At 66.2% G+C, this 21,173-nt stretch carries 20 protein-coding genes; 10 read left to right on the forward strand and 10 right to left on the reverse strand.

From position 1 onward, the window contains the following. Positions 1 to 208: 208 nt before the first annotated feature. The gene (locus EGT29_RS14680) at positions 209 to 1,753 is read left to right on the forward strand and encodes a sensor domain-containing diguanylate cyclase (RefSeq protein WP_124692366.1); all 1,545 of its coding nucleotides are present in this window, start codon (positions 209 to 211) and stop codon (positions 1,751 to 1,753) included. Continuing rightward, a complete protein-coding gene (locus EGT29_RS14685) occupies positions 1,750 to 2,727 on the forward strand; it encodes an EamA family transporter (RefSeq protein WP_124689687.1) in 978 nt (325 codons plus the stop codon). Before EGT29_RS14680 ends, EGT29_RS14685 begins: the two co-directional genes overlap by 4 nt. Before the next feature lie 13 nt (positions 2,728 to 2,740). Here the strand turns inward: EGT29_RS14685 and EGT29_RS14690 are convergent, their stop codons facing one another. Next, positions 2,741 to 3,235, reverse strand: a complete 495-nt coding sequence (locus EGT29_RS14690; protein ID WP_124692367.1) for a DUF2938 domain-containing protein — start codon at positions 3,233 to 3,235, stop codon at positions 2,741 to 2,743. Between the two features lie 81 nt (positions 3,236 to 3,316). On the opposite strand from EGT29_RS14690, the gene EGT29_RS14695 reads away from it, so the two are divergent. Then, on the forward strand, positions 3,317 to 3,745 hold the full coding sequence (locus EGT29_RS14695; protein ID WP_124689688.1) for a helix-turn-helix domain-containing protein: 429 nt from the start codon (positions 3,317 to 3,319) through the stop codon (positions 3,743 to 3,745). Here EGT29_RS14695 and EGT29_RS14700 read toward each other — a convergent pair. The 5 genes from EGT29_RS14700 to EGT29_RS14720 all read right to left on the reverse strand — a co-directional run bounded on the left by EGT29_RS14700 (position 3,729) and on the right by EGT29_RS14720 (position 8,638). Beyond that, positions 3,729 to 4,454, reverse strand: a complete 726-nt coding sequence (locus EGT29_RS14700) for an HXXEE domain-containing protein (RefSeq protein ID WP_238160454.1) — start codon at positions 4,452 to 4,454, stop codon at positions 3,729 to 3,731. The two genes, EGT29_RS14695 and EGT29_RS14700, sit on opposite strands and share 17 nt — an antisense overlap. Positions 4,455 to 4,566: 112 nt before the next feature. Beyond that, complete coding sequence (gene guaA / locus EGT29_RS14705; RefSeq protein ID WP_124689690.1) at positions 4,567 to 6,198, reverse strand: glutamine-hydrolyzing GMP synthase; 1,632 nt, start codon at positions 6,196 to 6,198, stop codon at positions 4,567 to 4,569. 94 nt (positions 6,199 to 6,292) lie between these two features. Continuing rightward, positions 6,293 to 7,753 (reverse strand): IMP dehydrogenase, encoded by a 1,461-nt coding sequence (gene guaB, locus EGT29_RS14710; RefSeq protein WP_124689691.1) that lies wholly within the window; start codon positions 7,751 to 7,753, stop codon positions 6,293 to 6,295. A gap of 122 nt (positions 7,754 to 7,875) precedes the next feature. Continuing rightward, the gene (locus EGT29_RS14715) at positions 7,876 to 8,214 is read right to left on the reverse strand and encodes an RnfH family protein (RefSeq protein ID WP_124689692.1); all 339 of its coding nucleotides are present in this window, start codon (positions 8,212 to 8,214) and stop codon (positions 7,876 to 7,878) included. After that, on the reverse strand, positions 8,207 to 8,638 hold the full coding sequence (locus tag EGT29_RS14720) for a type II toxin-antitoxin system RatA family toxin (protein ID WP_124689693.1): 432 nt from the start codon (positions 8,636 to 8,638) through the stop codon (positions 8,207 to 8,209). The genes EGT29_RS14715 and EGT29_RS14720 overlap by 8 nt, the downstream gene beginning before the upstream one ends. Before the next feature lie 57 nt (positions 8,639 to 8,695). Between EGT29_RS14720 and smpB the strand changes: the two genes are divergently transcribed. Beyond that, positions 8,696 to 9,154, forward strand: coding sequence for an SsrA-binding protein SmpB (smpB, locus tag EGT29_RS14725; RefSeq protein WP_124689694.1), 459 nt, complete (start codon positions 8,696 to 8,698; stop codon positions 9,152 to 9,154). 125 nt (positions 9,155 to 9,279) lie between these two features. Here smpB and EGT29_RS14730 read toward each other — a convergent pair whose 3' ends face one another. Together EGT29_RS14730 and EGT29_RS14735 are read right to left on the reverse strand one after the other, a co-directional pair. Then, positions 9,280 to 10,209 (reverse strand): SPFH domain-containing protein, encoded by a 930-nt coding sequence (locus EGT29_RS14730; RefSeq protein ID WP_124689695.1) that lies wholly within the window; start codon positions 10,207 to 10,209, stop codon positions 9,280 to 9,282. A 53-nt stretch (positions 10,210 to 10,262) separates the two neighbouring features. Beyond that, entirely contained in the window at positions 10,263 to 10,691 is a 429-nt protein-coding gene (locus EGT29_RS14735; RefSeq protein WP_124689696.1) for an NfeD family protein, read from the reverse strand. Between the two features lie 145 nt (positions 10,692 to 10,836). On the opposite strand from EGT29_RS14735, the gene EGT29_RS14740 reads away from it, so the two are divergent. Next, on the forward strand, positions 10,837 to 12,765 hold the full coding sequence (locus EGT29_RS14740; protein ID WP_124689697.1) for a serine hydrolase: 1,929 nt from the start codon (positions 10,837 to 10,839) through the stop codon (positions 12,763 to 12,765). A gap of 137 nt (positions 12,766 to 12,902) precedes the next feature. Here EGT29_RS14740 and ppsA read toward each other — a convergent pair whose 3' ends face one another. Further along, positions 12,903 to 15,266 carry a phosphoenolpyruvate synthase gene (gene ppsA, locus EGT29_RS14745; protein WP_124689698.1) on the reverse strand — a complete coding sequence of 788 codons (2,364 nt, stop codon included), beginning with the start codon at positions 15,264 to 15,266 and terminating at the stop codon, positions 12,903 to 12,905. 234 nt (positions 15,267 to 15,500) lie between these two features. Here ppsA and EGT29_RS14750 point away from each other — a divergent pair, with 234 nt between their 5' ends. Next, positions 15,501 to 16,349 (forward strand): pyruvate, water dikinase regulatory protein, encoded by an 849-nt coding sequence (locus tag EGT29_RS14750; RefSeq protein ID WP_087837383.1) that lies wholly within the window; start codon positions 15,501 to 15,503, stop codon positions 16,347 to 16,349. Here the strand turns inward: EGT29_RS14750 and EGT29_RS14755 are convergent. Further along, positions 16,346 to 17,260: a LysR substrate-binding domain-containing protein gene (locus EGT29_RS14755; protein WP_124689699.1), complete on the reverse strand. Its 915-nt coding sequence runs from the start codon at positions 17,258 to 17,260 to the stop codon at positions 16,346 to 16,348. The two genes, EGT29_RS14750 and EGT29_RS14755, sit on opposite strands and share 4 nt — an antisense overlap. Positions 17,261 to 17,567: 307 nt before the next feature. On the opposite strand from EGT29_RS14755, the gene EGT29_RS14760 reads away from it, so the two are divergent. Genes EGT29_RS14760 through EGT29_RS14775 form a run of 4 tightly spaced genes read left to right on the forward strand, consistent with a single transcriptional unit; the run spans position 17,568 to position 21,139 of the window. After that, entirely contained in the window at positions 17,568 to 18,518 is a 951-nt protein-coding gene (locus tag EGT29_RS14760; protein ID WP_124689700.1) for a tripartite tricarboxylate transporter substrate binding protein, read from the forward strand. A gap of 38 nt (positions 18,519 to 18,556) precedes the next feature. Further along, entirely contained in the window at positions 18,557 to 19,513 is a 957-nt protein-coding gene (locus EGT29_RS14765) for a tripartite tricarboxylate transporter substrate binding protein (RefSeq protein WP_124689701.1), read from the forward strand. 55 nt (positions 19,514 to 19,568) lie between these two features. Next, a complete protein-coding gene (locus tag EGT29_RS14770; RefSeq protein WP_124689702.1) occupies positions 19,569 to 20,348 on the forward strand; it encodes a creatininase family protein in 780 nt (259 codons plus the stop codon). 8 nt (positions 20,349 to 20,356) lie between these two features. Continuing rightward, positions 20,357 to 21,139, forward strand: coding sequence for an HpcH/HpaI aldolase/citrate lyase family protein (locus EGT29_RS14775; RefSeq protein ID WP_124689703.1), 783 nt, complete (start codon positions 20,357 to 20,359; stop codon positions 21,137 to 21,139). Positions 21,140 to 21,173: the final 34 nt, after the last annotated feature.

Raw genomic sequence — 21,173 nt, forward strand, 5'->3', positions numbered from 1 at the left:
CCGCCATTTACCCCCTTTTTCCAGTATTACTTGAAACATCAACTCTTTTAGAATCCATACCTTGATGAAACCGGATTGACACCGCCGCCCCAACCCTTGCCGCGCGAGAAGATCACGAATGCAGAATGAAGCTGTTTTGGATCATCGTCTTTTCGCGGGCCATGGCGCGGGCAACACGGTGCCGCCGCAAGGCCGGCGTGCCCGGAAAATGCCGCCCATCGTGCTCCGGCTGACCCTGGGCCTGGCCCTGGCCTGGCTGGCGCTGGTGGCCGGCCTGGGCTGGTGGACCTCGCAGCGGATCCTGGCGGCGCGGCTGGACAGCGTGGCGACCAGCGCCGAATACGAGGCCACGACCACCGCCCGCGTCATCGACCGCCTGTTCACCGAAATGGTCAGCGTGGCCAACATGGTCGCCCGCCAGGGCCAGGTCATCCAGCTTGCCGCCCGTTACCGCACCGACCCGCCCGGCGCGGCCGAGCTGACCCGCCAGCAGCGCGCCGCGCAATTCACGCAAGATCCGCTGGTACGCCGGGTCGGCGACTACATGAACGCGCTGGCCAGCGATCTGCGCTATGCCCGCATCTACATGAACAACATGTCGGACGATACCGTCACGGCCAGCAACTGGGCCGAGTCCGACAGCATCGTGGGCATGATCTACTCCGGCCGCACCTACCTGATCGACGCGCTGCGCCACGGCACGGGCCAACAATTCGGCATCGCCCGCCTCAACAACAGCCCCTCCTATTTCGTCAGCAGCCGCATCGACGATGCCAACGACGTGCCGCAAGGCTCGGTCACGGTGAAATTCGACGCGCCCGAGATGGCGGCCTACCTGACCGGGCGGCACATCGCCCTGATCGTGAACCGCCAGGGCCGCGTGATCACCGCTTCGTCCGAGCCCTTCATGCTGCGCAACCTGGCGGCGCTCCTGCCAGCCGGCACCGTGCTGCCGCCGGACGGCGGTGAAGCGCCCGGCGTACCCATGGACGCGCATCCGATAGCCAACGCCGGCTCCGATGCCGGCCAATGGGTCATCGACGGCAAGCCTTACCTGATGCGGCGCCAGCCGTTGACCAATCCGCAATACCAGTTGATCACGCTGGCCACGCTGGACCACGTGGCGCCCATGCGCCAGCGCCATCTTTATACGGCCGCACTGGCGGCCGTGTTCGGCCTGGTCCTGATCCTGCTGTCCGGCCAGGCGGCCGGACAAATGGTGATGCGACGCCAGGAAGAACAATACGCCGCCAACTACGACGCCCTGACCGGCCTGCCCAACCGCCGCTCGGTCCTGGCCGAACTGGACCGCCTGTTCACGCTGGCGAAGGACACCCAGAGGTGGGTGCTGGTCGCCTTCATCGACCTGGACGGCTTCAAGGCCATCAACGACACGTACGGCCACGTCGTCGGCGACAAATTCCTGATCGAGGTCGGCCAGCGCATGTCCGCCGGCCTGCGCAAGAGCGACATGCTGGGCCGGCTGGGCGGCGACGAATTCGTCGTGATCGGACTGGTCGACCCGCCCCGCCCCGACGACCCGGACGGCCCGGTCGAGGCCATGCGACAGCGGCTAGCGCCGTTGCTGATCGGCACCTATACCTTCACCGAGTGCAGCTTCGACTACCCCGGCGCCAGCTTCGGCATCGCCAGCGTCGACCCCTCCGTCAGCTCGCTGCAAGCCGTGCTCAAGGTGGCCGACCAGCTCATGTATGCCGACAAACAGGCGCGGCGGACCCAGCGAATGACATGATCCTGCCGACCGTGCTCGCGCTCCTGGCGGCCTTCACCTTCGCCGCGAACAACGCCACGCTGCGCCGCGGGGTCGTCGCCGGAACGCTGTCACAGGCCATGGTGGTCACGTTGCTGCTTGGTACGGTAATGGTCTGGATCGCGGTGCTGGCGGTGGGCGGAACCGAACATCTGCAAGCGTTTCCGCTGCGCTCGACGCTACTCTTCTCCGCCGCCGGCCTGCTGCATTTCGGCTTCGGCCGCTATTGCAACTACCGCGCGACGCGGGCCATGGGCACCGTGCTGGTCGGACCCGTGCAGCAGACCAGCGTGCTGATCACGTTGGTGCTGGCCATAGTCCTGCTGGGCGAGCGGTTGACCACGCTGCATATCGTGGGCATTGCGCTCATCATCGCGGCGCCTATGCTGGCTGCTCGGGCTCACGCCCCAGCTTCCTTCCGCCCGTTCAAGCGCGCGTCCGTTGAATCGCCCCCGGTCGGAACGAAATCCGCCGCCAGCGGTTTCCAGCCGAAACTGGGCGAAGGCTACCTGTTCGCCACCTTCTCGGCGCTGGCGTATGGCTCCAGCCCCATCCTGGTCCGGCAGGCCATGGTGGAGGGGAACGGGATGGCTGGAGGGCTGGCCGGCGCCGCCGTGGCCTATACCGCCGCGACCGTGGGCGTGGTGGCCATCGTCATCTGCCAGGGCGGCCTGGGCCAGTCGCTGACCATGTCGCGCCCTACGCTCGGATGGTATTCGGTCGCGGGCGCGACCGCCGCGGCCTCGCAGATCTTTGTCTACATGGCCCTTGCCATCGCGCCGGCGTCGGTCGTGATACCCATACAACGAACGTCGCTCGTCATGCGGGTGTGGTTTGCACGGGTGCTGAATCCGGAGCTGGAGTCGTTTGACGGGCCGGTGCTGCTGGCGACGCTTGTGTCGTTGATTGGCGCGGTGGCCTTGGCGGCGGATCCGGCCTGGTTCGGGATGAAATAGCGGAACACCCCGCTCATGCCCACACCAGCTTGAGCAAGGCCGCCGACAAGTAAAGCCCGCAGCCGAAAACCGCATGCGTTGCCACGCTGCGCAGGCGATTCTTCATCGGTGTCGGCGTGCGGGATGAGGCGATGCCCGCGCCCATGGCCGGCTGCATGACGAACCAGGGAACCATGACAGTCGCCACGCCCACCGCCAGAGCGGGCAGCCATGCCGGATCGCGCAGCCACGCCACGCCGTAAACACCCACCAGCAAGGCCGCGAACACGATGCCGACGACGTAATGGATCGCCCACCCCAGTGGCGCTTCGCCGGGTATGGGCGCCGCCTTCGCTATGCTGGCGTGCGCGAACCTGCCCCGGCACAGATGCCCCGCCCACCTGCCCACCAACGCGTAGTCCAGCGTGGGAACACCCAGGCCCTTCAGAATCATGGACCAGACGTCCAACACCGCTGTCGCGCCGATCCCCACCAGAACCACCCTTGCCACTTCGCCCGTCGAGACCATGCCCATTCCTTTTCGATTGATGTAACCATCGTTCGAAGGCATGATAGAAGTTGAAGTCAACTTCAAGTCAAGGGGTGCAGCGTGGACATTTCAGAAGTCGCCCGGCGCACCGGCGTGCCTTCCTCGACATTGCGGTTCTACGAGAAAAAGGGATTGATCTGTGCGACCAGCGCCGCTGGCGAACGCCGGCGTTTTACGCCAGACGTGCTCGATCAGTTGGCGCTGATCGCACTGGGGCAAGCTGGCGGCCTGTCGTTGGACGAAATTGGTGCCATGCTCTCCCCTGCCGGCGCGCCGAAGGTGGATAGAAAGGTGTTGGCAGCCAAAGCCGACGAAATCGATGCGACCATCAAACGCCTGCGTGCCATGAGCGAGGGCTTGCGCCATGCCGCGGAGTGTCCTGCGGCCAATCATACGCAATGTCCGACATTTCAGCGTTTGCTCAAGGTTGCGGCGGCGGGCAGGTTGAAACAGCGCAAGGCGACAGGCAACCTTACGAGCCTGGGGTAGCTGGGGACCTGTCGCACTGGGGGTAGAAGAGCCAGCGTTCGGCCAACCAAGGTACGGCGATAAGAAGTCCGGCGTTTACCACCTGCATGACCATCGCGGGAGCGGAGATGCTTATCCAGCCTTTCATGAGCGGGACAAGCGAGCCCGCCAAGATGAGGTGCAGAGCGATTCCCCATCCGATCAGGAACACCCATGCGCCATGGCGAAAACCGCCCCTTCCGAAAAGAGTGCGAACCACCCATGCCGTCAGCGGCAGGAACAGCAACATCGCTGTCAACCAGCCAGGATTGTAGATCGATCCGGCGACGATGCCGCCAATGACATGCGCAACAATGTTCACCGACATCACGCCATAAATGGCGAGTCCGACCAGAGGATGACGCCGGCTTAGCAAGGCGGCGATCGGCGCAGCAAACCAGAACATCGGCACATTGACTGCGGTAAAGAATGCCGGTGACGCGGGACAATGCGCGGCGTCCTGGAAACCAAACAGCTGGCACATCGACGTTGGAAACGCGTACGTCCGGCCGAACACGTCGATCCCGTATTCCTCGACGTTATGGATTAGATACGCCGTCACTCCTGCCCATGACAGCCAAGTCAGGTCCCGCCATCGCGAGATCGCTTTATCACTACGGAGAAAATCGGATCCGAACAGGAGCAGGAGTAGCGAAATTGCGCCTATCAGCCCTAACCATGGGAACGACATGTTCAAGGGTAATTTCTCCGTGAAACCGGCGCCGAGGATAAAAAAGCCCGCAGTTACGCGGGCTTAGTGATGGTTTCGTGCTATCTGGTGCCGGTCGATGCGGGACCCGATTTCACTCCCACTCAATCGTAGCCGGCGGCTTCCCCGACACGTCATAAACCACCCGATTCAACCCCCGAACCTCGTTAATGATCCGGTTCGAAGTCCTTCCCAACAACTCATAAGGCAAATGCGCCCAATGCGCCGTCATGAAGTCGGTGGTCTGCACCGCGCGTAGCGCGACGACGTAGTCGTACGTCCGCCCATCCCCCATCACGCCCACGGACTTCACGGGCAGGAACACGGCGAACGCCTGGCTGGTCAGGTCGTACCAGTTCTTCCCGACCTCTTCCGCCGCGCACAGGCCCGCGGCGGCATCCTGTTCGGTCGCCCGCGTGCCCCGCAGTTCTTCGATGAAGATCGCATCCGCGCGGCGCAGCAGGTCCGCGTACTCTTTCTTCACCTCGCCCAGGATCCGCACGCCCAGGCCCGGCCCAGGGAACGGGTGCCGGTAGACCATGCCGTGCGGCAGGCCCAGCGCGATGCCCAGCTTGCGCACTTCGTCCTTGAACAGTTCGCGCAGCGGCTCGAGCAGCTTCAGGTGCAAGGTATCGGGCAGGCCACCCACGTTGTGGTGCGACTTGATGGTGACGGCCTTGCCGGTCTTGGCGCCGGCCGATTCGATCACGTCGGGGTAGATGGTGCCTTGCGCCAGCCACTTCGCGCTCTTGAGCTTGCCGGACTCGCGCTGGAAGACTTCGACGAATTCCTTGCCGATGATCTTGCGCTTGGCTTCGGGGTCGGTTTCGCCGGCCAGCTTGCCCATGAAGTCATCCGTGGCATCCACGTGGATGATCTTCAGGCCCATGTTCTCGGCGAAGGTCTTCATGACCTGTTCGCCTTCGTTCAGGCGCAGCAGGCCGTGGTCGACGAACACGCAGGTCAGTTGGTCGCCGATGGCCTTGTGGATCAGGGCGGCGGCCACGGAAGAATCGACACCGCCGGACAGGCCCAGGATCACTTCGTCGCTGCCGACCTGTTTGCGGATGGCCTCGACGGCTTCGCTGACGTAGTCGGGCATGTTCCAGTCGTCGCCGCAGCCGCAAATGTCGTGCACGAAGCGCGCCAGCAGGGCCTGGCCCTGGACGGTGTGGGTGACTTCGGGATGGAACTGGACGGCGTAGTAGCCGCGTTCCACGTCGGCCATGCCGGCGATGGGACACGAGGCGGTGGAGGCCATGAGCTTGAAGCCCGGGGGCAGTTCGGTGACCTTGTCGCCGTGGCTCATCCAGACCTTGAGCATGCCGTGGCCTTCGGGGGTGGCGAAGTCCTGGATGCCGTTCAGGAACGGGGTGTGGCCGTGGGCGCGGACTTCGGCGTAGCCGAATTCACGGTGGTCGCTGAAGCTGACCTTGCCGCCCAGTTGCATGGCCATGGTCTGCATGCCGTAGCAGATGCCGAGCACGGGCACGCCGGACTCGAACACGGCCTGGGGGGCGCGCATGGAGGCTTCGTCGTAGGCCGAGGCGTGGCTGCCCGAAAGGATGACGCCTTTCAGTCCTTTGGCGAGTTCTTCGCGGACGAAATCGTCCGAAACGTCGTAGGGGTGGATTTCGCAGTAGACCTGCGCTTCGCGCACGCGGCGGGCGATGAGTTGGGTGACTTGCGAGCCGAAGTCTAGGATCAGGATGCGGTCGTGAGACATAGGTTACCCGAGCGAGCCGCCGGGCCGCCCCAAGGCGAGCGACAAGCGCCCCCTGGGGGGCCGCGAACGCGGAGTGTGAGTGGGGGGGACCATATCAGTCCATCCGGTAGTTGGGGGCTTCTTTGGTGATCTGCACGTCGTGGACGTGCGATTCGCGGATGCCGGCGGCGGTGATCTGGACGAATTCGCTCTTGGTGCGCATGTCGTCGATGGTGGCGCAGCCGCAGTAGCCCATGGAGGCCCGCACGCCGCCGACCAGCTGGTAGACGATGGCGATGACGCTGCCCTTGTAGGGGACGCGGCCTTCGATGCCTTCGGGCACGAATTTGTCGGAGTTGTTGGCCGGGTCCTGGAAGTAGCGGTCGGCCGAGCCGTCGGCCATGGCGCCCAGGCTGCCCATGCCGCGGTAGGACTTGTACGAGCGGCCCTGGTACAGGACGATTTCGCCGGGGGCTTCGTCGGTGCCGGCGAACATGCCGCCCATCATGACGGTGTAGGCGCCGGCCGACAGGGCCTTGGCGATGTCGCCGGAGTAGCGCACGCCGCCGTCGGCGATCAGGGGGACGCCGGTGCCTTCCAGGGCTTCGGCCACGTTGGAGATGGCGGTGATCTGGGGCACGCCCACGCCGGCCACGATGCGGGTGGTGCAGATGGAGCCGGGGCCGATGCCGACCTTGACGCCGTCGGCGCCGGCTTCGACCAGCGCGCGGGCGGCGGCGCCGGTGGCGATGTTGCCGCCGATGACCTGCAACTGCGGGTAGTGTTTCTTGATCCAGCGCACGCGGTCGAGCACGCCGGCGGTATGGCCATGGGCGGTGTCGACGATGATGACGTCGACGCCGGCGGCGACGAGTTTCTCGACGCGTTCGTCGGTGCCCTCGCCCACGCCGACGGCGGCGCCGACGCGCAGCTTGCCGTGCTCGTCCTTGCTGGCGTTGGGGTTCTCGGTGGTCTTGATGATGTCCTTGACGGTCATCAGGCCGCGCAGTTCGAAGTTGTCGTTGACGACCAGCACGCGCTCCAGGCGGTGCTTGTGCATCAGGGCCTGGGCCTCGTCCAGCGAGGCGCCTTCGCGCACGGTGATGAGGCGCTCGCGCGGCGTCATGACGGTGCGGATGGGTTCGTCGTAGCGGTCTTCGAAGCGCAGGTCGCGGTTGGTGACGATGCCGACCACCTGGCGGCCCTCGACCACGGGCAGGCCGGAGATGCCGTGCTGACGCTGCAGTTCGATGACTTCGCGCACCTTCATGTGGGGCGCGATGGTGATGGGATCGAGCACGACCCCGGCCTCGTAGCGCTTGACCTTGGCGACTTCGCGCGCCTGCTCGTCGGCGGTGAGGTTCTTGTGGATGATCCCGATCCCGCCTTCCTTGGCCATGGCGATGGCCAGGCGCGATTCCGTGACGGTGTCCATGGCGGCGGACACCAGGGGAATGTTCAGCGAGATTTCACGGGTCAGGCGGGTTCGAAGACTGGTATCGCGGGGCAACACCGCAGAATATGCGGGCACCAACAACACGTCATCGAAAGTAAGCGCATTTTGTACGAGACGCATCGAGTAACCCCTGGCCGCAATAAACCCAGTATTGTAAATCAGAGCGGGGGGCTGCGCTGTTCAGCCTTGCTGTCAAGAGGGTTTATATGCGGGAAAACCCACGGTCTGTCCAGCCGACCTGCCTACCGGGTTCGTCCGTGCCCCTTGGCGCCGGCCGAGGCCGCCTTGTGGGCCGCCCGCCGGCGGCGGGATTCCTTGGGGTCGAAGACCAGCGGGCGGTAGATCTCGACCCGGTCATGGTCGTGCAGGACATGGTCCAGCGGCCGGCGGCGGCCGTGGATGCCGGTGCCGGCGCGGGCGGGGTCCACGCCCGGGTAGGCCTGGCGAAAGCCGCTGGCCTGGATGGCGTCGGCCAGGGTCGCGCCCTGGGGCAGGACGAGCTCCCGCATCCAGGTTTCCGCTGCATCCGCATAACAGATGCTGACGGCCACGGTACCGCCCTGCCCCCCCTGGCTATCCATAGCAGGCTTCGGCCCGCTGGGTGAAGGCGTCGATGAAGCTGGTGGCGATGCGGTTGAACACCGGGCCGACCAGAGCTTCCAGCGCGCGGCTGGAGAACTGGTATTGCATGGTGAAGACCACTTTGCAGGCGTCGTCGGCCAGGGATTGGAACTCCCAGACACCTTCGAGCATCGAAAACGGTCCGTCGACCAGATCGAGCTGGATGCGGTCGGGATAATGATGGGTGTTGCGGGTGGTGAAGCGCTGGCGCAGGCCGGCGAACTGGATCACGACCGAAGCGCGCAGGCCGTTCTCGTCCCGTTCGTGCACCTCGGTGCCGCCGCACCAGGGCATGAATTTGGGGTAGTCCTCGACCTTGGCCACCAGGTCGAACATCTGGGCGGCGCTATAGGGGACCAACACCGAACGTTGCACTTTATGCATGCGTAGAGGATCCGATTGGGCAAATTGCTAGAATGACGCATTTTAACGGCGTGACGAATGAGCATCATTGAGAACCGCAAGGCATTCCACGACTACTTCATCGACGAGCGTTTCGAGGCCGGCCTGGTGCTCGAAGGCTGGGAAGTGAAGGCGATCCGTGCCGGGCGCGTGCAGCTCAAGGAAAGCTACGTCATCGTCCGCGATGCCGAACTCTACCTGCTGGGCATGCACGTCAGCCCCCTGGAAACGGCCTCCACCCACATCCATCCGGACGCCACCCGCACGCGCAAGCTGCTGCTGAAGGCCGAGGAAATCCACAAGCTGATCGGCAAGGTGGAACAGCGCGGCTTCGCGCTGGTGCCGCTGAACCTGCATTTCAAGAATTCGCTGATCAAGCTGGATTTCGGGCTGGCGCGGGGCAAGAAGCAGTTCGACAAGCGGGACACCGAGCGCGAACGCGACTGGCTGCGCGAGAAGGCGCAGATCATGAAGCACGACACGCGCAAGCACTCCTGAGCCCGAATACGTGGCCGCGGTTCAACGCGCCAGGCGCGGGGATCTTCGCCGGTGGCAACGAGATCCCGCGCAACGTCCCGGCCAAGGCCGTGCCGGGGCTGCCCTCGGGCTGAGGGCGGCGGCGTTCAGCCCTGCCCGGCCTGGGTGCCCTTGACCACCGTCAGCGCCGAGGCAATCAGTCCGCTGATGTCGCTGACGTTGGCCGGCACGATCAGGGTGTTGTTGGTCTTGGCCAGGTTGCCGAAGGCATCGACGTAGCGCTCGGCCACCTTGAGGTTGACCGCTTCCATGCCGCCGGGGTGCTTGATGGCCTCGGCCACCTGGATGATGGCCTTGGCGGTGGCGTCCGCCACGGTGACGACGGCGTTCGCCTCGCCCTGGGCCTGGTTGATCTGGGCCTGCTTCTCGCCCTCGGAACGCGCGATGGCGGCCTCGCGTTCGCCGGTGGCGATGTTGATCTGTTCCTGGCGGCGGCCCTCGGAAGCCGCGATCAGGGCCCGCTTCTCGCGCTCGGCGGTGATCTGGGCCTGCATCGCGCGCAGGATCTCGGCCGGCGGCGTCAGGTCCTTGATCTCGTAGCGCAGCACCTTCACGCCCCAGTTCAGCGCGGCCTCGTCCAGCGCGCTGACGATGCTGCTGTTGATCTGCTCGCGTTCCTCGAAGGTCTTGTCCAGTTCCAGCTTGCCGATGACCGAGCGCAGCGTGGTCTGGGCCAGCTGGGTGATGGCCACGATGTAGTTGGACGAGCCGTACGAGGCGCGCATCGCGTCGGTGACCTGGAAGTACAGAATGCCGTCCACCTGCAATTGCGTGTTGTCGCGCGTGATGCAGACCTGGCTGGGCACGTCCAGCGGGATTTCCTTGAGCGAATGCTTGTAGGCCACGCGCTCGATGAACGGGATCACGAAGCCCGCGCCGGGCGACAGCACGCGGTCGAACTTGCCCAGGCGCTCGACCACCCACGCATGCTGCTGCGGCACGATGGCGATGGCCTTGACGACGATGAGGATGGCCAGGAAAACGATGACCAGCAGGACGATGGTGGATGCGCTCATGGTGCTTCCTTGTGGGTATTGCCAGCGATACGGGAAGGCCGTCCGCAACGGCCTTAGCGAGGGGGCGAAAGAACGAGGCTGTTGCCGCGCATCTCGGTGATCACGAACTGCCCGGCGACCGGCTCGGCCCCGGGCGCGAGCTCGGCCTGCCAGTGCGCCCCACGATACCAGACCCGTGCGGTGCGGTCTTCGTTCCAGGCCTCGACCTTCACGGTCTGTCCGATGTCCATGTTGACGTTGGCGTTGGAAGACGGCGGCGAACCGCGCTTCTTCAGCACGTTCAGGCGCTTGAGCAGCAGCGTGCACAGCACCACCGCCGCCGCGCACAGCACCAGTTGCCAGGCGATGTCCACGCCCAGCCAGGCCGCGATGCCGGCCACGGCGAAGCCGACGGCGACCATGAGCAGATAGAAGGTGCCGGTCATGACTTCGCCGATCAGGGCCAGGGCCATCAGACCGAACCATACCCAGGCGGGATTCATAGTTGCCTCCTTCGAGCGAGAGCGGACGCGGCCCGCCGGCTCGGCCGTGCGGCGCGAAACGTGCCGCAGTGACGTATCTACCGCTATTATGCCTGCGTGGGGGAAACGCCGCCCGGGCAGGCCCCCGGCAACCGGAGGAACCCCTATGCGCGCAACGCCCACCCCCATGCCTGCCGGTCCTTCGTCCGCCGGCCGGCGGCAATTCCTGGGCTACGGCGGCGCCGGCCTGTTGGCCGCGGTCCTGCCCGGCTGCGGCGGGGGCGACGGCCCGACGCCCGCCTCCTACGCGCAGACCATCGAATGGGGCCGCCAGGAAATCGCGCGCGCCCTGGCCGGCGATCCCGACAACGTGGCCGCGGTCTCGATCGCCCTGCTCAAGAACGACACCGTGGTCTGGCAGCAGGCCTTCGGCCGCGCCTCGGTGAAGGACAACGTCGCGGCCGGCATCCAGACGCGCTTCAACATCGGTTCGGTCAGCAAGGTGCTGGCGGCGCTGGCCGCGATGATCCTGCGGGACCGCGGACTGCTGGACCTGGATGCGCCCGTGGCGCGCTACCTGCCCGGCTTCACCATGCTGTCGCCCGAATACGCGCAGATCACGACCCGGCACCTGCTTTCGCATTGCTCGGGCCTGCCGGGCACCAGCATGCGCAACGCCTTCGCCTTCGAGCCCATACCGGGCTACGCGGCCAACGCCGAAGCCGCCCTGGCCGGCGAACACCTGAAGCACCTGCCCGGCGAACTGGCGGTCTATTGCAACGACGGCTTCACGATGATCGAACGGGTGGTGGCGGCCCTGGCCAGGCAGGACTACGCCTCCTTCGTCCAGGCCAACGTGCTCACGCCCCTGGGCATGGCCGACTCCGGCTTCCTGACGAAGAAACCCACGGGCGGCTCATTCGCGCTGCCTTATTCGGGCGGCAGACAGTATCCCCAGGAGTTCGTCAATCCGCTGGCCACCGGCGGCCTGACCGCCACGCCCGGCGACATGCTGAAGCTGGCGCGCCTGTTCCTCGAAGGAGGCACCTACCAGTCGCGGCGCATCGTGTCGGCCGACGGCATCGCGCAGATGGGCACCGACCAGACCACGGGCCTGGCCATCAATCCTTCGCCGGAATGGGTATGGGGGCTGGGCTGGGACAGCGTGCGGCATCCCGGGCTGGCCGCGGCCGGCATCCGGGCCTGGCAGAAGAACGGCGGCACGACGTTTTTCTCGAGCGACTTCTACGTACTGCCGGACCAGCGGCTGGCCCTGATGGTGACCGGCAACACGGGCAATGCCCAGCGCGCCGACACCTACCGCGCCGGCGCGCTGGCCGAAGGCGTGCTGCTGCGCGCCCTGGTCGAGGACGGGACGATACGCGCCCTGCCACCGCTGGTCGCCCATGCCGCGCCGCCCGAGGCGGCGGCGCCCGGACTGGCCGATGCCGAGGGCATCTACGCCAACTACAACCAGCCCATGCGAGTCACGGCCAACCAGGACGGCAGCTTCTCGCTGTCGTCCTGGAACGGCACGGCCTGGCAGCCGATGAACGGCGGCGCCAGATACAGCTTGCGCAGCGACGGCTGGTGGTGGGGTGGCGATGCCCCCATCAGCTACCGTTTCGAGGTCGTGTCCGGCACCGACGCGAACGGCCAGCCCTATCGCTATCGCTACCTGATGCTGCGCGGCCCCCTGTTCGGCGCCGGCTACAGCGAGACGACGCTGCCCGTGGGCCAGCAACTGCTGCCGCTGGCGCCGCTGGGCGCCACCTGGCAGGCGCGCCTGGGCAAGACCTGGACGGTCACCAACGAATCCTCCACGACCATGCCGTCCACCCTGACCGGCACGCCCTACGCCACACTGGGCAGCCTGCCCGAACTGCCGGGCTACATCCTGGTGCGCAACAGCAGCTACGACGACGGCTCGCCCGAATACCAGCTCCTGGCCCCGCTGGCCGCCGACCGCGCCGGCATGACCGTCAAGATCCCCGCCAACGCCGGCCGCGACCTGTACGAGCTGCACTTCGCCACCGCCGGCGGCAAGGAAACGCTGACCATCGGCAGCTGGACCTACGAAGCAGCCGCCGGCTGACCCCGAAAAAAAGCGGCGCCCCAAAAGGAACGCCGCTCTCCATCAGCCGGTTCCCCCCAGGGCACAGTGGATCCGGCTCCGCCGGTCCACCAGTGCCGCCCCCTGGGGGGCGCGCGCAAGCGCGTAGGGGGGGTCCCCTACTCAGCCAATTTCTTCCAGGTGTCGACGACAGTATCCGGATTCAGCGAGATCGACTTGATGCCCTGGTTCTTCAGCCACACCGCGAAATCGGGGTGATCGGAAGGGCCCTGCCCGCAGATGCCGACGTACTTGTCGGCCTTCAGGCAAGCCTCGATAGCACGCTGCAGCAGCGCCTGGACGGCCGGATCGCGTTCGTCGAAGTCGGCGGCCAGCAGTTCCAGGCCCGAGTCGCGGTCCAGGCCCAGGGTGAGCTGGGTCAGGTCGTTCGAACCGATCGAGAAGCCGTCGAAGTGCTCCAGGAACTGCTCGGCCAGCACCGCGTTGGACGGCACTTCGCACATCATGATCAGGCGCAGGCCGTTCTCGCCGCGCTTGAGCTGGTTGTCGGCCAAGAGGCCCACCACGCGCTCGGCCTGCTTGAGCGTACGCACGAAGGGAACCATGATCTCGACGTTGGTCAGGCCCATGTCCTGGCGCACGCGGCGCAGCGCCTCGCACTCCATGCGGAAGCACTCGGCGAACTCGTCGGCGATGTAGCGCGACGCGCCGCGGAAGCCCAGCATGGGATTCTCTTCCTCGGGCTCGTAGCGCGAGCCGCCGATCAGCTTGCGGTATTCGTTCGACTTGAAGTCGGACATGCGCACGATGACGGACTTGGGATAGAAGGCCGCCGCGATCGTGGCGATGCCTTCGGCCAGCTTGTCGACGAAGAACGCACGCGGGCTGGCATAGCCGCGGGCCACCGATTCCACCGCCTTCTTCAGGTCGCTATCGACATTCGGATAGTCGAGGATGGCCTTGGGGTGGATGCCGATGTTGTTGTTGATGATGAATTCCAGGCGGGCCAGGCCCACGCCGCCGTTCGGGATCTGCGCGAAATCGTAGGCGAGCTGCGGGTTGCCGACGTTCATCATGATCTTGACGTCGATGGCGGGCATTTCGCCGCGACGGACTTCCTCGACCTCGGTTTCCAGCAGGCCGTCGTAGATCCGGCCCTCGTCGCCTTCGGCGCAGGACACGGTGACCATGGCGCCGTCCTTCAGGACATCGGTGGCGTCGCCGCTGCCGACGACCGCCGGGATGCCCAGTTCGCGCGCGATGATGGCCGCGTGGCAGGTACGGCCGCCGCGGTTGGTGACGATGGCCGAGGCGCGCTTCATGACGGGTTCCCAGTTGGGATCGGTCATGTCGGTGACCAGCACGTCGCCCGGCTGGACCTTGTCCATGTCGGCGATGTCGCCCACCAGGCGCACGGGGCCCGAGCCGATCTTCTGGCCGATGGCGCGGCCCGTGACCAGCACGTTGCCGGTGGCCTTCAGGCGGTAGCGCTGCTGCACGTCGTTGCCGGACTGCTGCGATTTCACGGTTTCCGGACGCGCCTGCAGGATGTAGATCTTGCCGTCGTTGCCGTCGCGGCCCCATTCGATGTCCATGGGACGGCCGTAGTGCTTCTCGATGATGACGGCGTAGCGCGCCAGCTCGATCACGTCCTCGTCGGACAGCGAGAAGCGGTTGCGCAGCTCGGGCGCGACGTCGACCGTGCGCACGGCGCGGCCTTCGGTCCGGGCCGGGTCGAATTCCATCTTGATCAGCTTGGAGCCGATGCGGCGGCTGACGATGGGATAGTGGCCGGCTTCCAGCGTGGGCTTGAAGACGTAGAACTCGTCGGGGTTGACCGCGCCCTGCACCACCGTTTCGCCCAGGCCGTAGGACGAGGTGATGAAGACGACGTCGGGGAAGCCCGATTCGGTGTCGATGGTGAACATGACGCCGGCCGCGCCGGTGTCGGAGCGGACCATGCGCTGGATGCCGGCGGACAGGGCCACGTCGGCATGGGCGTAGCCCTTGTGCACGCGATACGAGATGGCGCGGTCGTTGTACAGCGACGCGAACACGTGGCGGATCTTGTCCAGCACGTCGTCGATGCCGACCACGTTCAGGAAGGTTTCCTGCTGGCCGGCGAACGAGGCGTCGGGCAGGTCTTCGGCGGTGGCGGACGAACGGACGGCGAACGAGCCCTTGCCGTCGGCGTCGAGCTTGGCGAACGATTCACGGATGTCTTTCTCGAACCGGGCCGAGAACGGAGCGTCGATGATCCATTGCCGGATTTCCGCGCCGGTTTCGGCCAGCGCGCGCACGTCTTCCGGATTCAAGGAAGACAGGCGCGTGTTGATACGGGCATCCAGGCCCGAATCCTTCAGGAAATCACGGAAAGCCTCTGCCGTGGTGGCAAAACCGCCCGGAACGCGGACACCGGCGCCGGTCAGTTGGCTGATCATCTCTCCTAGTGAAGCGTTCTTCCCTCCTACCGAGTCAACATCCGTCATGCGGAGCTGCTCGAACGGCACAACATAAGACATGAAAGTCCCCTATTACAATGGCAAGAAAGCTTGTTTGGCGAGCACACGCGCGGTGCGTGGTGTGCTGGCCAAACCCGCCTCCGCCGCGGCCCAGGGCTTCGAAAGCCTTGGGCGTGCGCCATGCGTAACCGGGGGGTAATCCTCGAATTGTACGCCGGCCGCCGGCCTTTCTGCACATCGCTTGCTTCGTTTGCCTTTCCCATCCCCGGAAACCCCGTTTTTGCGAGAAACCCCATGCCTCAACCCGCCCCCGCCGCGAATTCGTACCTGCGCACCGTCTTCGTGGTTTCCGACGGCACCGGCATCACCGCCGAGACCTTCGCCCATTCGGTCCTGGCCCAGTTCGAGAACGCCCGTTTCCGCCATATCAGGCTTCCTTTCATTGATTCGGTCGACAAGGCCGCCGATGTCGCGGCCCGGATCGACGCCGCCTTCACGGCGGACGGGCAGCGCCCCATCGTCTTCAGCACCCTGGTCAATTCCGAGATCAACACCCGCGTGCGCCAGGCCAACGGCCTGTTCCTGGACCTGTTCTCGACCTTCGTCGAGCCCATCGAGCAGGAACTGAACATCAAGTCCAGCCATTCGATCGGCCGCTCGCACAACATGGCCAACACCAAGCAGTACCAAAGCCGGATCGAAGCCATCAACTTCAGCCTGGCACACGACGACGGGCAGTTCATCAAGGGCCTGGAGCAGGCCGACGTGATCCTGGTGGGGGTGTCGCGCTGCGGCAAGACGCCCACCAGCCTGTACCTGGCCATGCAGTACGGGATCAAGGCCGCCAATGTGCCGCTGATCCCCGACGATTTCGAGCGCGACGCCCTGCCCTCGGCCATCCTGCCCCACCGCAACAAGCTGTTCGGGCTGACCATCCAGCCCGAACGCCTGGCCGAGGTCCGCAACGAACGCCGCCCCGACAGCCGCTACGCGTCGCTGGAACAGTGCCGCTACGAGGTGGCCGAGGCCGAGAAGCTGATGCGCCGGGAAAGCATCCGCTGGCTGTCGACCACCACCAAGTCGATAGAGGAAATCTCGACCACGGTGCTACAGAAGATCGGGCTGGAAGGCCGCTTCTACTAAGCAGCCGGCTGCGGCGGGCGCGCCAGCGCCTCGCTCTCGGCCGCATGGGGCTGGGCCGCGACCTCCAGGCACTCGCGCAGCACGTTCAGCAGTTCGCGCCGCCTGGGCTCGCGGGGCATGACCATGCCCAGTTCCCGGTGGAAGATATCCTTGCCCAGCGAGACCGCCCGCACGCCCGGCGGCAGGCAGTTCCGGCGCGTGATCGGCACCAGGGACACGCCCAGCCCGGCCGCCACCATCGCCACCATGGCATCCACATCCTCGATGTCCAGCATCGCCTCGACCTGCAGGTCGTGCCGGCGCAGGAAATGCTCCACCCCCCGCCCGCCGAACGACGCCCGGTCGTAGCGGATGAAGGGGTGGGCCGCCAGCAGTTGGCGCCAGTCCTCGCCCGGGACGTCCCCCGGCACCGCCAGGACGAAGGGTTCGCGCACCAGCGGCTGCCATAGCAGTTCCCGGGGCAGCATGAAGGGCGGCGCGATCATCAGCGCGGCATCCAGCTCGCCGCTGTCGACCTGGCCGATCAGGAACAACGAGGAACCGTGCACCAGCCGCACCGACACCAGGGGGTGCCGGTCCCGCAGGATGCCCAGCGCCGCCGGCAGCATGCCCACCTGGGCGGTCTGGATCGCCCCCATCCTGACCGTGCCGCGCAGATCGCGGCTGGTCACCCGCACCGCCAGCTCGTCGAACAGGCCGACGATCTGGCGGGCCATTTCCACCGCCTCCTCGCCCGCCTCGTTCAGCGTGGCCGAGCGTCCGGTCCGGGTGAACAACGGCGCGCCCAGCGCCTCTTCCAGGCGCTGCATCTGGGCGCTGACGGCCGACTGCGTCAGGCCGATGCGGGCCCCCGCCGCGGCGAACGTGCCCCAGCGCACGACCGCAAGAAACGTCTTCAGCTCGCGCAACACGTCCCGCCCCCAATTGATCTAAAAAATTTGACCTCAGACGAAAAACAAAGCGTTTTCGTCTAAGGATTTTTGTTTATACCATGGGTGCCATGGATGCCTGCCCTGGCATTCCATCCCACTCTCGACGTCCCCGACACTGGTTACTCGCAGTGGGAATAACTTCACCCAAAAACAATCAATAGAAGACAAATAAATTTAACTTCCATCAATTCCAACCAACTTCATGGCACAGCACTTGCTTGATAACCCAGGAGACGGCACGCAATCCCGCGTACGCCACCCCTCTCTCTTGAATGGAACAGCAGGTATGAAGATCCCCTCCTTTGTAGCGGCGGCCGCACTGGCCCTGGCAGTTGCCCTGCCGGCCCATGCCTACCCGGACCGGCCGATCACCATCGTGGTGCCGTTCTCGGCCGGCGCCGGCACCGATCTGACCGCCCGCCTCCTGGCGCGCACCATGGAGAAGCACGCGGGCCGCAGCGTCGTGGTGGTGAACCGCGCGGGCGCTGGCGGCGAGATCGGCATGGCCTCGGTGGCCAACGCGGCGCCCGACGGCTACACGCTGTCCATCCTCAATACGCCCAACGTGCTGACCATCCCCATCGAACGCCGGGCGCAGTTCAGCCTGTCCAGCTTCGACGTGGTGGCCAACATCGTGGACGACCCCGGCACCCTGAGCGTACGCGGGGACAGCCCCCTGCGCGGCGTGCAGGACCTGGTGGAAGCGGCCCGCCGGGCTCCCGGAACGTTGACCTATGGCACGGCCGGCGTGGGCTCGGCCGGCCACATTTCCATGCTGTTGCTGGAACAAGCCGCCGGCATACGGCTGCGGCACGTGCCCTTCAAGGGCACGGCGGACGTCGCCACGGCGCTGCTGGGCGGGCACATCGACATCGCCACCGCCAACCTGGGCGAGGCCCTGGGTTTCTCCAAGGGCAAGCAGTGGCGCATCCTGGGCCAGATGGCGCCCGGCCGGTCGCCCATGGCGGCGGACCTGCCCACCTTCGCCGAGGCCGGCTATCCCATCGAAAGCGGTTCGCTGCGCGGGCTGGGCGCGCCGCGCGGCACGCCGCCGGAAACGCTCAAGGCGCTGGCCGCGCTGGTGGACAAGGCCATCAACGACCCCGACTTCCGCCAGGCGGCCAAGGGAGCCGAGCAGAACGTCCGCTACCTGCCGCGCGACGACTACTCGCTCCTGCTGACGGGCATGCAGGGCCGGTTCGAGAAACTGTGGGCGGCCTCGCCCTGGAACCAATGATGCCGACCCCCTCGTTTTCCACGCACCGGACCGCCTCCATGAAAACCGCCCTCCGTTTCCTCGCCCTTGCCTTCGCGCTGGCCGGCGCCTGCGCCGCGCACGCCGGCTACCCCGACCGCCCCATCACCATGATCGTGCCGTTCAGCGCCGGCGCCGGCACCGACCTGACCGCGCGCACCGTCGCCCAATGCATGGAAGGCCAGATCAAGGGTGCCTCGATCGTCGTCACCAACCGCCCCGGCGCGAGCGGCGACATCGGCCTGTCGGCCCTGGCCACGGCCGCGCCCGACGGCTACACCCTGGGCATCGTCAACACGCCCGGCGTGGTCAGCATCCCGATCGAGCGCCAGACGCGCTATACGGTCGCGAGCTTCGACTTCCTGGGCGCCGTGGCCGATGCGCCGGGCACGATCAGCGTCCATGCCGACAGCGGCATCCACACCATCCAGGACCTGGTGCGCGCGGCCAAGGCGAAGCCGGGCGCCATCACCGTGGGCACGCAGGGCGTGGGCTCGGCCGGGCACATCGCCCTGTTGCTGCTGGAGCAGTCGGCCGGCATCGAACTGACCCCGGTGCCGTTCCAGGGCGCGGCGCCCGCGCGCACCGCGCTGCTGGGCAAGGTGATCGACACCACCATGGCCAACGTGGACGAGGCCGTGAGTTTCCGCAACGGCTCGCCGTGGCGCATCCTGGGCGTGATGAGCGACGCCCGCTCGTCCGTGGCCGCCGAGCTGCCCACCTTCAAGGAAGCCGGCTACGACATCGTGGCGGGCTCCATGCGCGGCTTCGCCGGCCCCAAGGGCATGCCCCGCGAGGTGGTCAAGACCCTGTCCGACGCCATCCGCACCTGCGCCGCCGACCCGGTGTTCCTGGACCGCGCGCAGAAATCCTTCCTGCCGGTGCGCTACCTGCCGCCGCAGGAATACCTGAGCAGCCTGCGGCGGCTGGACACCTCGCTGCGCGAGCTGTGGAAGGCCAAGCCCTGGAACCAATGACCCCTTTCACCCCAACGGCGGACCTTCCGCCATCCCTGAACGAGACGAACGCTTCATGAGAACCGACCACAGCACCTACGCGGACATCCGCGCCTACCTGAAGAATCACGACACCCTGCTGGTCCCGGTGGGCGCCACCGAGCAGTACGGCTCGCACCTGGCCACGGGCACGGAACTGCGGCTGTGCGAGATGATCGCCACCGAGGTCGGCGCGCTGACGGGCCTGGCCGTGACGCCCATCGTCCCGGTCAATTACTCGGCCATGTTCCTGGACTATCCCGGCACGCTGTCGGTGTCCATGGCCACGCTCGAACGCTACCTGGACGAAATGTGCGACGGCCTGGCCGGCCAGGGCTTTCGCCATTTCATGTTCGTCAACATTCATGCCGGCTCGCTCGGTCCCATCGAAAGCGTCTGCCGCAACCTGCGCCGGCGCCACGGCGCGGTGGGCGGCACCATCGACGTCTTCACGGTGATGCGCGACGTCGGCGGCGTCGAATTCAAGACCAGGAAATCGCCCTCGGGCCATGCCTCGGAAATGGTGACATCGGTCGCGCTGGCCAAGTGTCCCGAACTGGTCTTCATGGACCGCGCCCAGGCCACCGAATCGCTGCGGCCCTTCGTGGACGGCGTCAAGACAGTCTCCAGCGGCAAGGTCAGCCTGGGCAAGTCCAGCTTCTCGGTGTTCAGCGACATCAGCGACTACGCGCCCATCGGCACCCAGGGCGACCCGACCGGCGCCACCGCCGAGCAGGGGCACCAGATATGGAACGCCGCGGTGGACTACCTGGCCGAGGCGGCCAGGAAGTTCAGCCAGATGTCGTTCCAGGCCTAGGGGCGGCCATGCGCACCAATCCGCTGAAAGCGCTCTGGCAGGCCGGCAAGCCGGCCTTCGGCACCTGGGCCACGCTGGTGCACCATCCACGCTTCATGAAGCTGCTGGCCGTGACGGGCCTGGACTTCGTGCTGATCGAGATGGAGCACAGCGACTTCACCATTTCCGAGGTCGGCACGCTGTGCCTGGTCGCGCGCGAAGCCGGCATCGTGCCCATCGTGCGGCCGGCGGGCATGCAGCCGCACGACTACACGCGGCCGCTGGACGCCGGCGCGATGGGCCTCCTGCTGCCCAACGTGGAGACGGCCGAACAGCTCGAATCCATCCTGCGCGCCACCAAGTACCACCCGCGCGGCGAACGCATCCTGAACATGCGCGGCCCGCACACCGACTACGTCCGGCTGACCCGGCCTCTGGAACAGATCCAGGCCATGAACGAGCACACGCTGACGGTGGCGATGATGGAGTCGCAGCGCGGCCTGGACAACCTGGACGCCATCTGCGGCGTGCCGGGGCTGGACGCCGTGATGATCGGCCCCGACGACCTGTCGCAGGCGCTGGGCGTGCCCGGCGACATGAAACATGCGCGCATGGTCGAGGCCACCGAGCACGTCATCGCCACCTGCCAGCGCCACGACGTGCCCTGGGGCTTCAGCTGCCAGGACGCGGCCAGCGCCGCCGAATGGATAGCCCGCGGCATCCGGTGGATGCCCTATGCCAACGATGCCGCAGCACTGTTCAACACCTTCAGCTCGGCCGCGCAGGAACTCAAGCGCGCGGCGGGCCGCTGATCCTCTCATTCCCTCATAGAGACCAGGAGTCTTC

This window comes from Pigmentiphaga sp. H8, from assembly GCF_003854895.1.
Classification (GTDB): domain Bacteria; phylum Pseudomonadota; class Gammaproteobacteria; order Burkholderiales; family Burkholderiaceae_B; genus Pigmentiphaga.

Coding starts and splice junctions, on each gene's coding strand:
- EGT29_RS14685 (WP_124689687.1), top strand. CDS start 1,750: ATGATCCTGCCGACCGTGCTCGCGCTCCTGGCGGCCTTCACCTTCGCC.
- EGT29_RS14680 (WP_124692366.1), top strand. CDS start 209: ATGCCGCCCATCGTGCTCCGGCTGACCCTGGGCCTGGCCCTGGCCTGG.
- EGT29_RS14775 (WP_124689703.1), top strand. CDS start 20,357: ATGCGCACCAATCCGCTGAAAGCGCTCTGGCAGGCCGGCAAGCCGGCC.
- EGT29_RS14735 (WP_124689696.1), bottom strand. CDS start 10,691: ATGAATCCCGCCTGGGTATGGTTCGGTCTGATGGCCCTGGCCCTGATC.
- EGT29_RS14700 (WP_238160454.1), bottom strand. CDS start 4,454: ATGTCGTTCCCATGGTTAGGGCTGATAGGCGCAATTTCGCTACTCCTG.
- EGT29_RS14720 (WP_124689693.1), bottom strand. CDS start 8,638: ATGCATAAAGTGCAACGTTCGGTGTTGGTCCCCTATAGCGCCGCCCAG.
- EGT29_RS14765 (WP_124689701.1), top strand. CDS start 18,557: ATGAAAACCGCCCTCCGTTTCCTCGCCCTTGCCTTCGCGCTGGCCGGC.
- EGT29_RS14690 (WP_124692367.1), bottom strand. CDS start 3,235: ATGGTCTCGACGGGCGAAGTGGCAAGGGTGGTTCTGGTGGGGATCGGC.
- EGT29_RS14760 (WP_124689700.1), top strand. CDS start 17,568: ATGAAGATCCCCTCCTTTGTAGCGGCGGCCGCACTGGCCCTGGCAGTT.
- guaB (WP_124689691.1), bottom strand. CDS start 7,753: ATGCGTCTCGTACAAAATGCGCTTACTTTCGATGACGTGTTGTTGGTG.
- ppsA (WP_124689698.1), bottom strand. CDS start 15,266: ATGTCTTATGTTGTGCCGTTCGAGCAGCTCCGCATGACGGATGTTGAC.
- guaA (WP_124689690.1), bottom strand. CDS start 6,198: ATGTCTCACGACCGCATCCTGATCCTAGACTTCGGCTCGCAAGTCACC.
- EGT29_RS14740 (WP_124689697.1), top strand. CDS start 10,837: ATGCGCGCAACGCCCACCCCCATGCCTGCCGGTCCTTCGTCCGCCGGC.
- EGT29_RS14715 (WP_124689692.1), bottom strand. CDS start 8,214: ATGGATAGCCAGGGGGGGCAGGGCGGTACCGTGGCCGTCAGCATCTGT.
- smpB (WP_124689694.1), top strand. CDS start 8,696: ATGAGCATCATTGAGAACCGCAAGGCATTCCACGACTACTTCATCGAC.
- EGT29_RS14730 (WP_124689695.1), bottom strand. CDS start 10,209: ATGAGCGCATCCACCATCGTCCTGCTGGTCATCGTTTTCCTGGCCATC.
- EGT29_RS14750 (WP_087837383.1), top strand. CDS start 15,501: ATGCCTCAACCCGCCCCCGCCGCGAATTCGTACCTGCGCACCGTCTTC.
- EGT29_RS14770 (WP_124689702.1), top strand. CDS start 19,569: ATGAGAACCGACCACAGCACCTACGCGGACATCCGCGCCTACCTGAAG.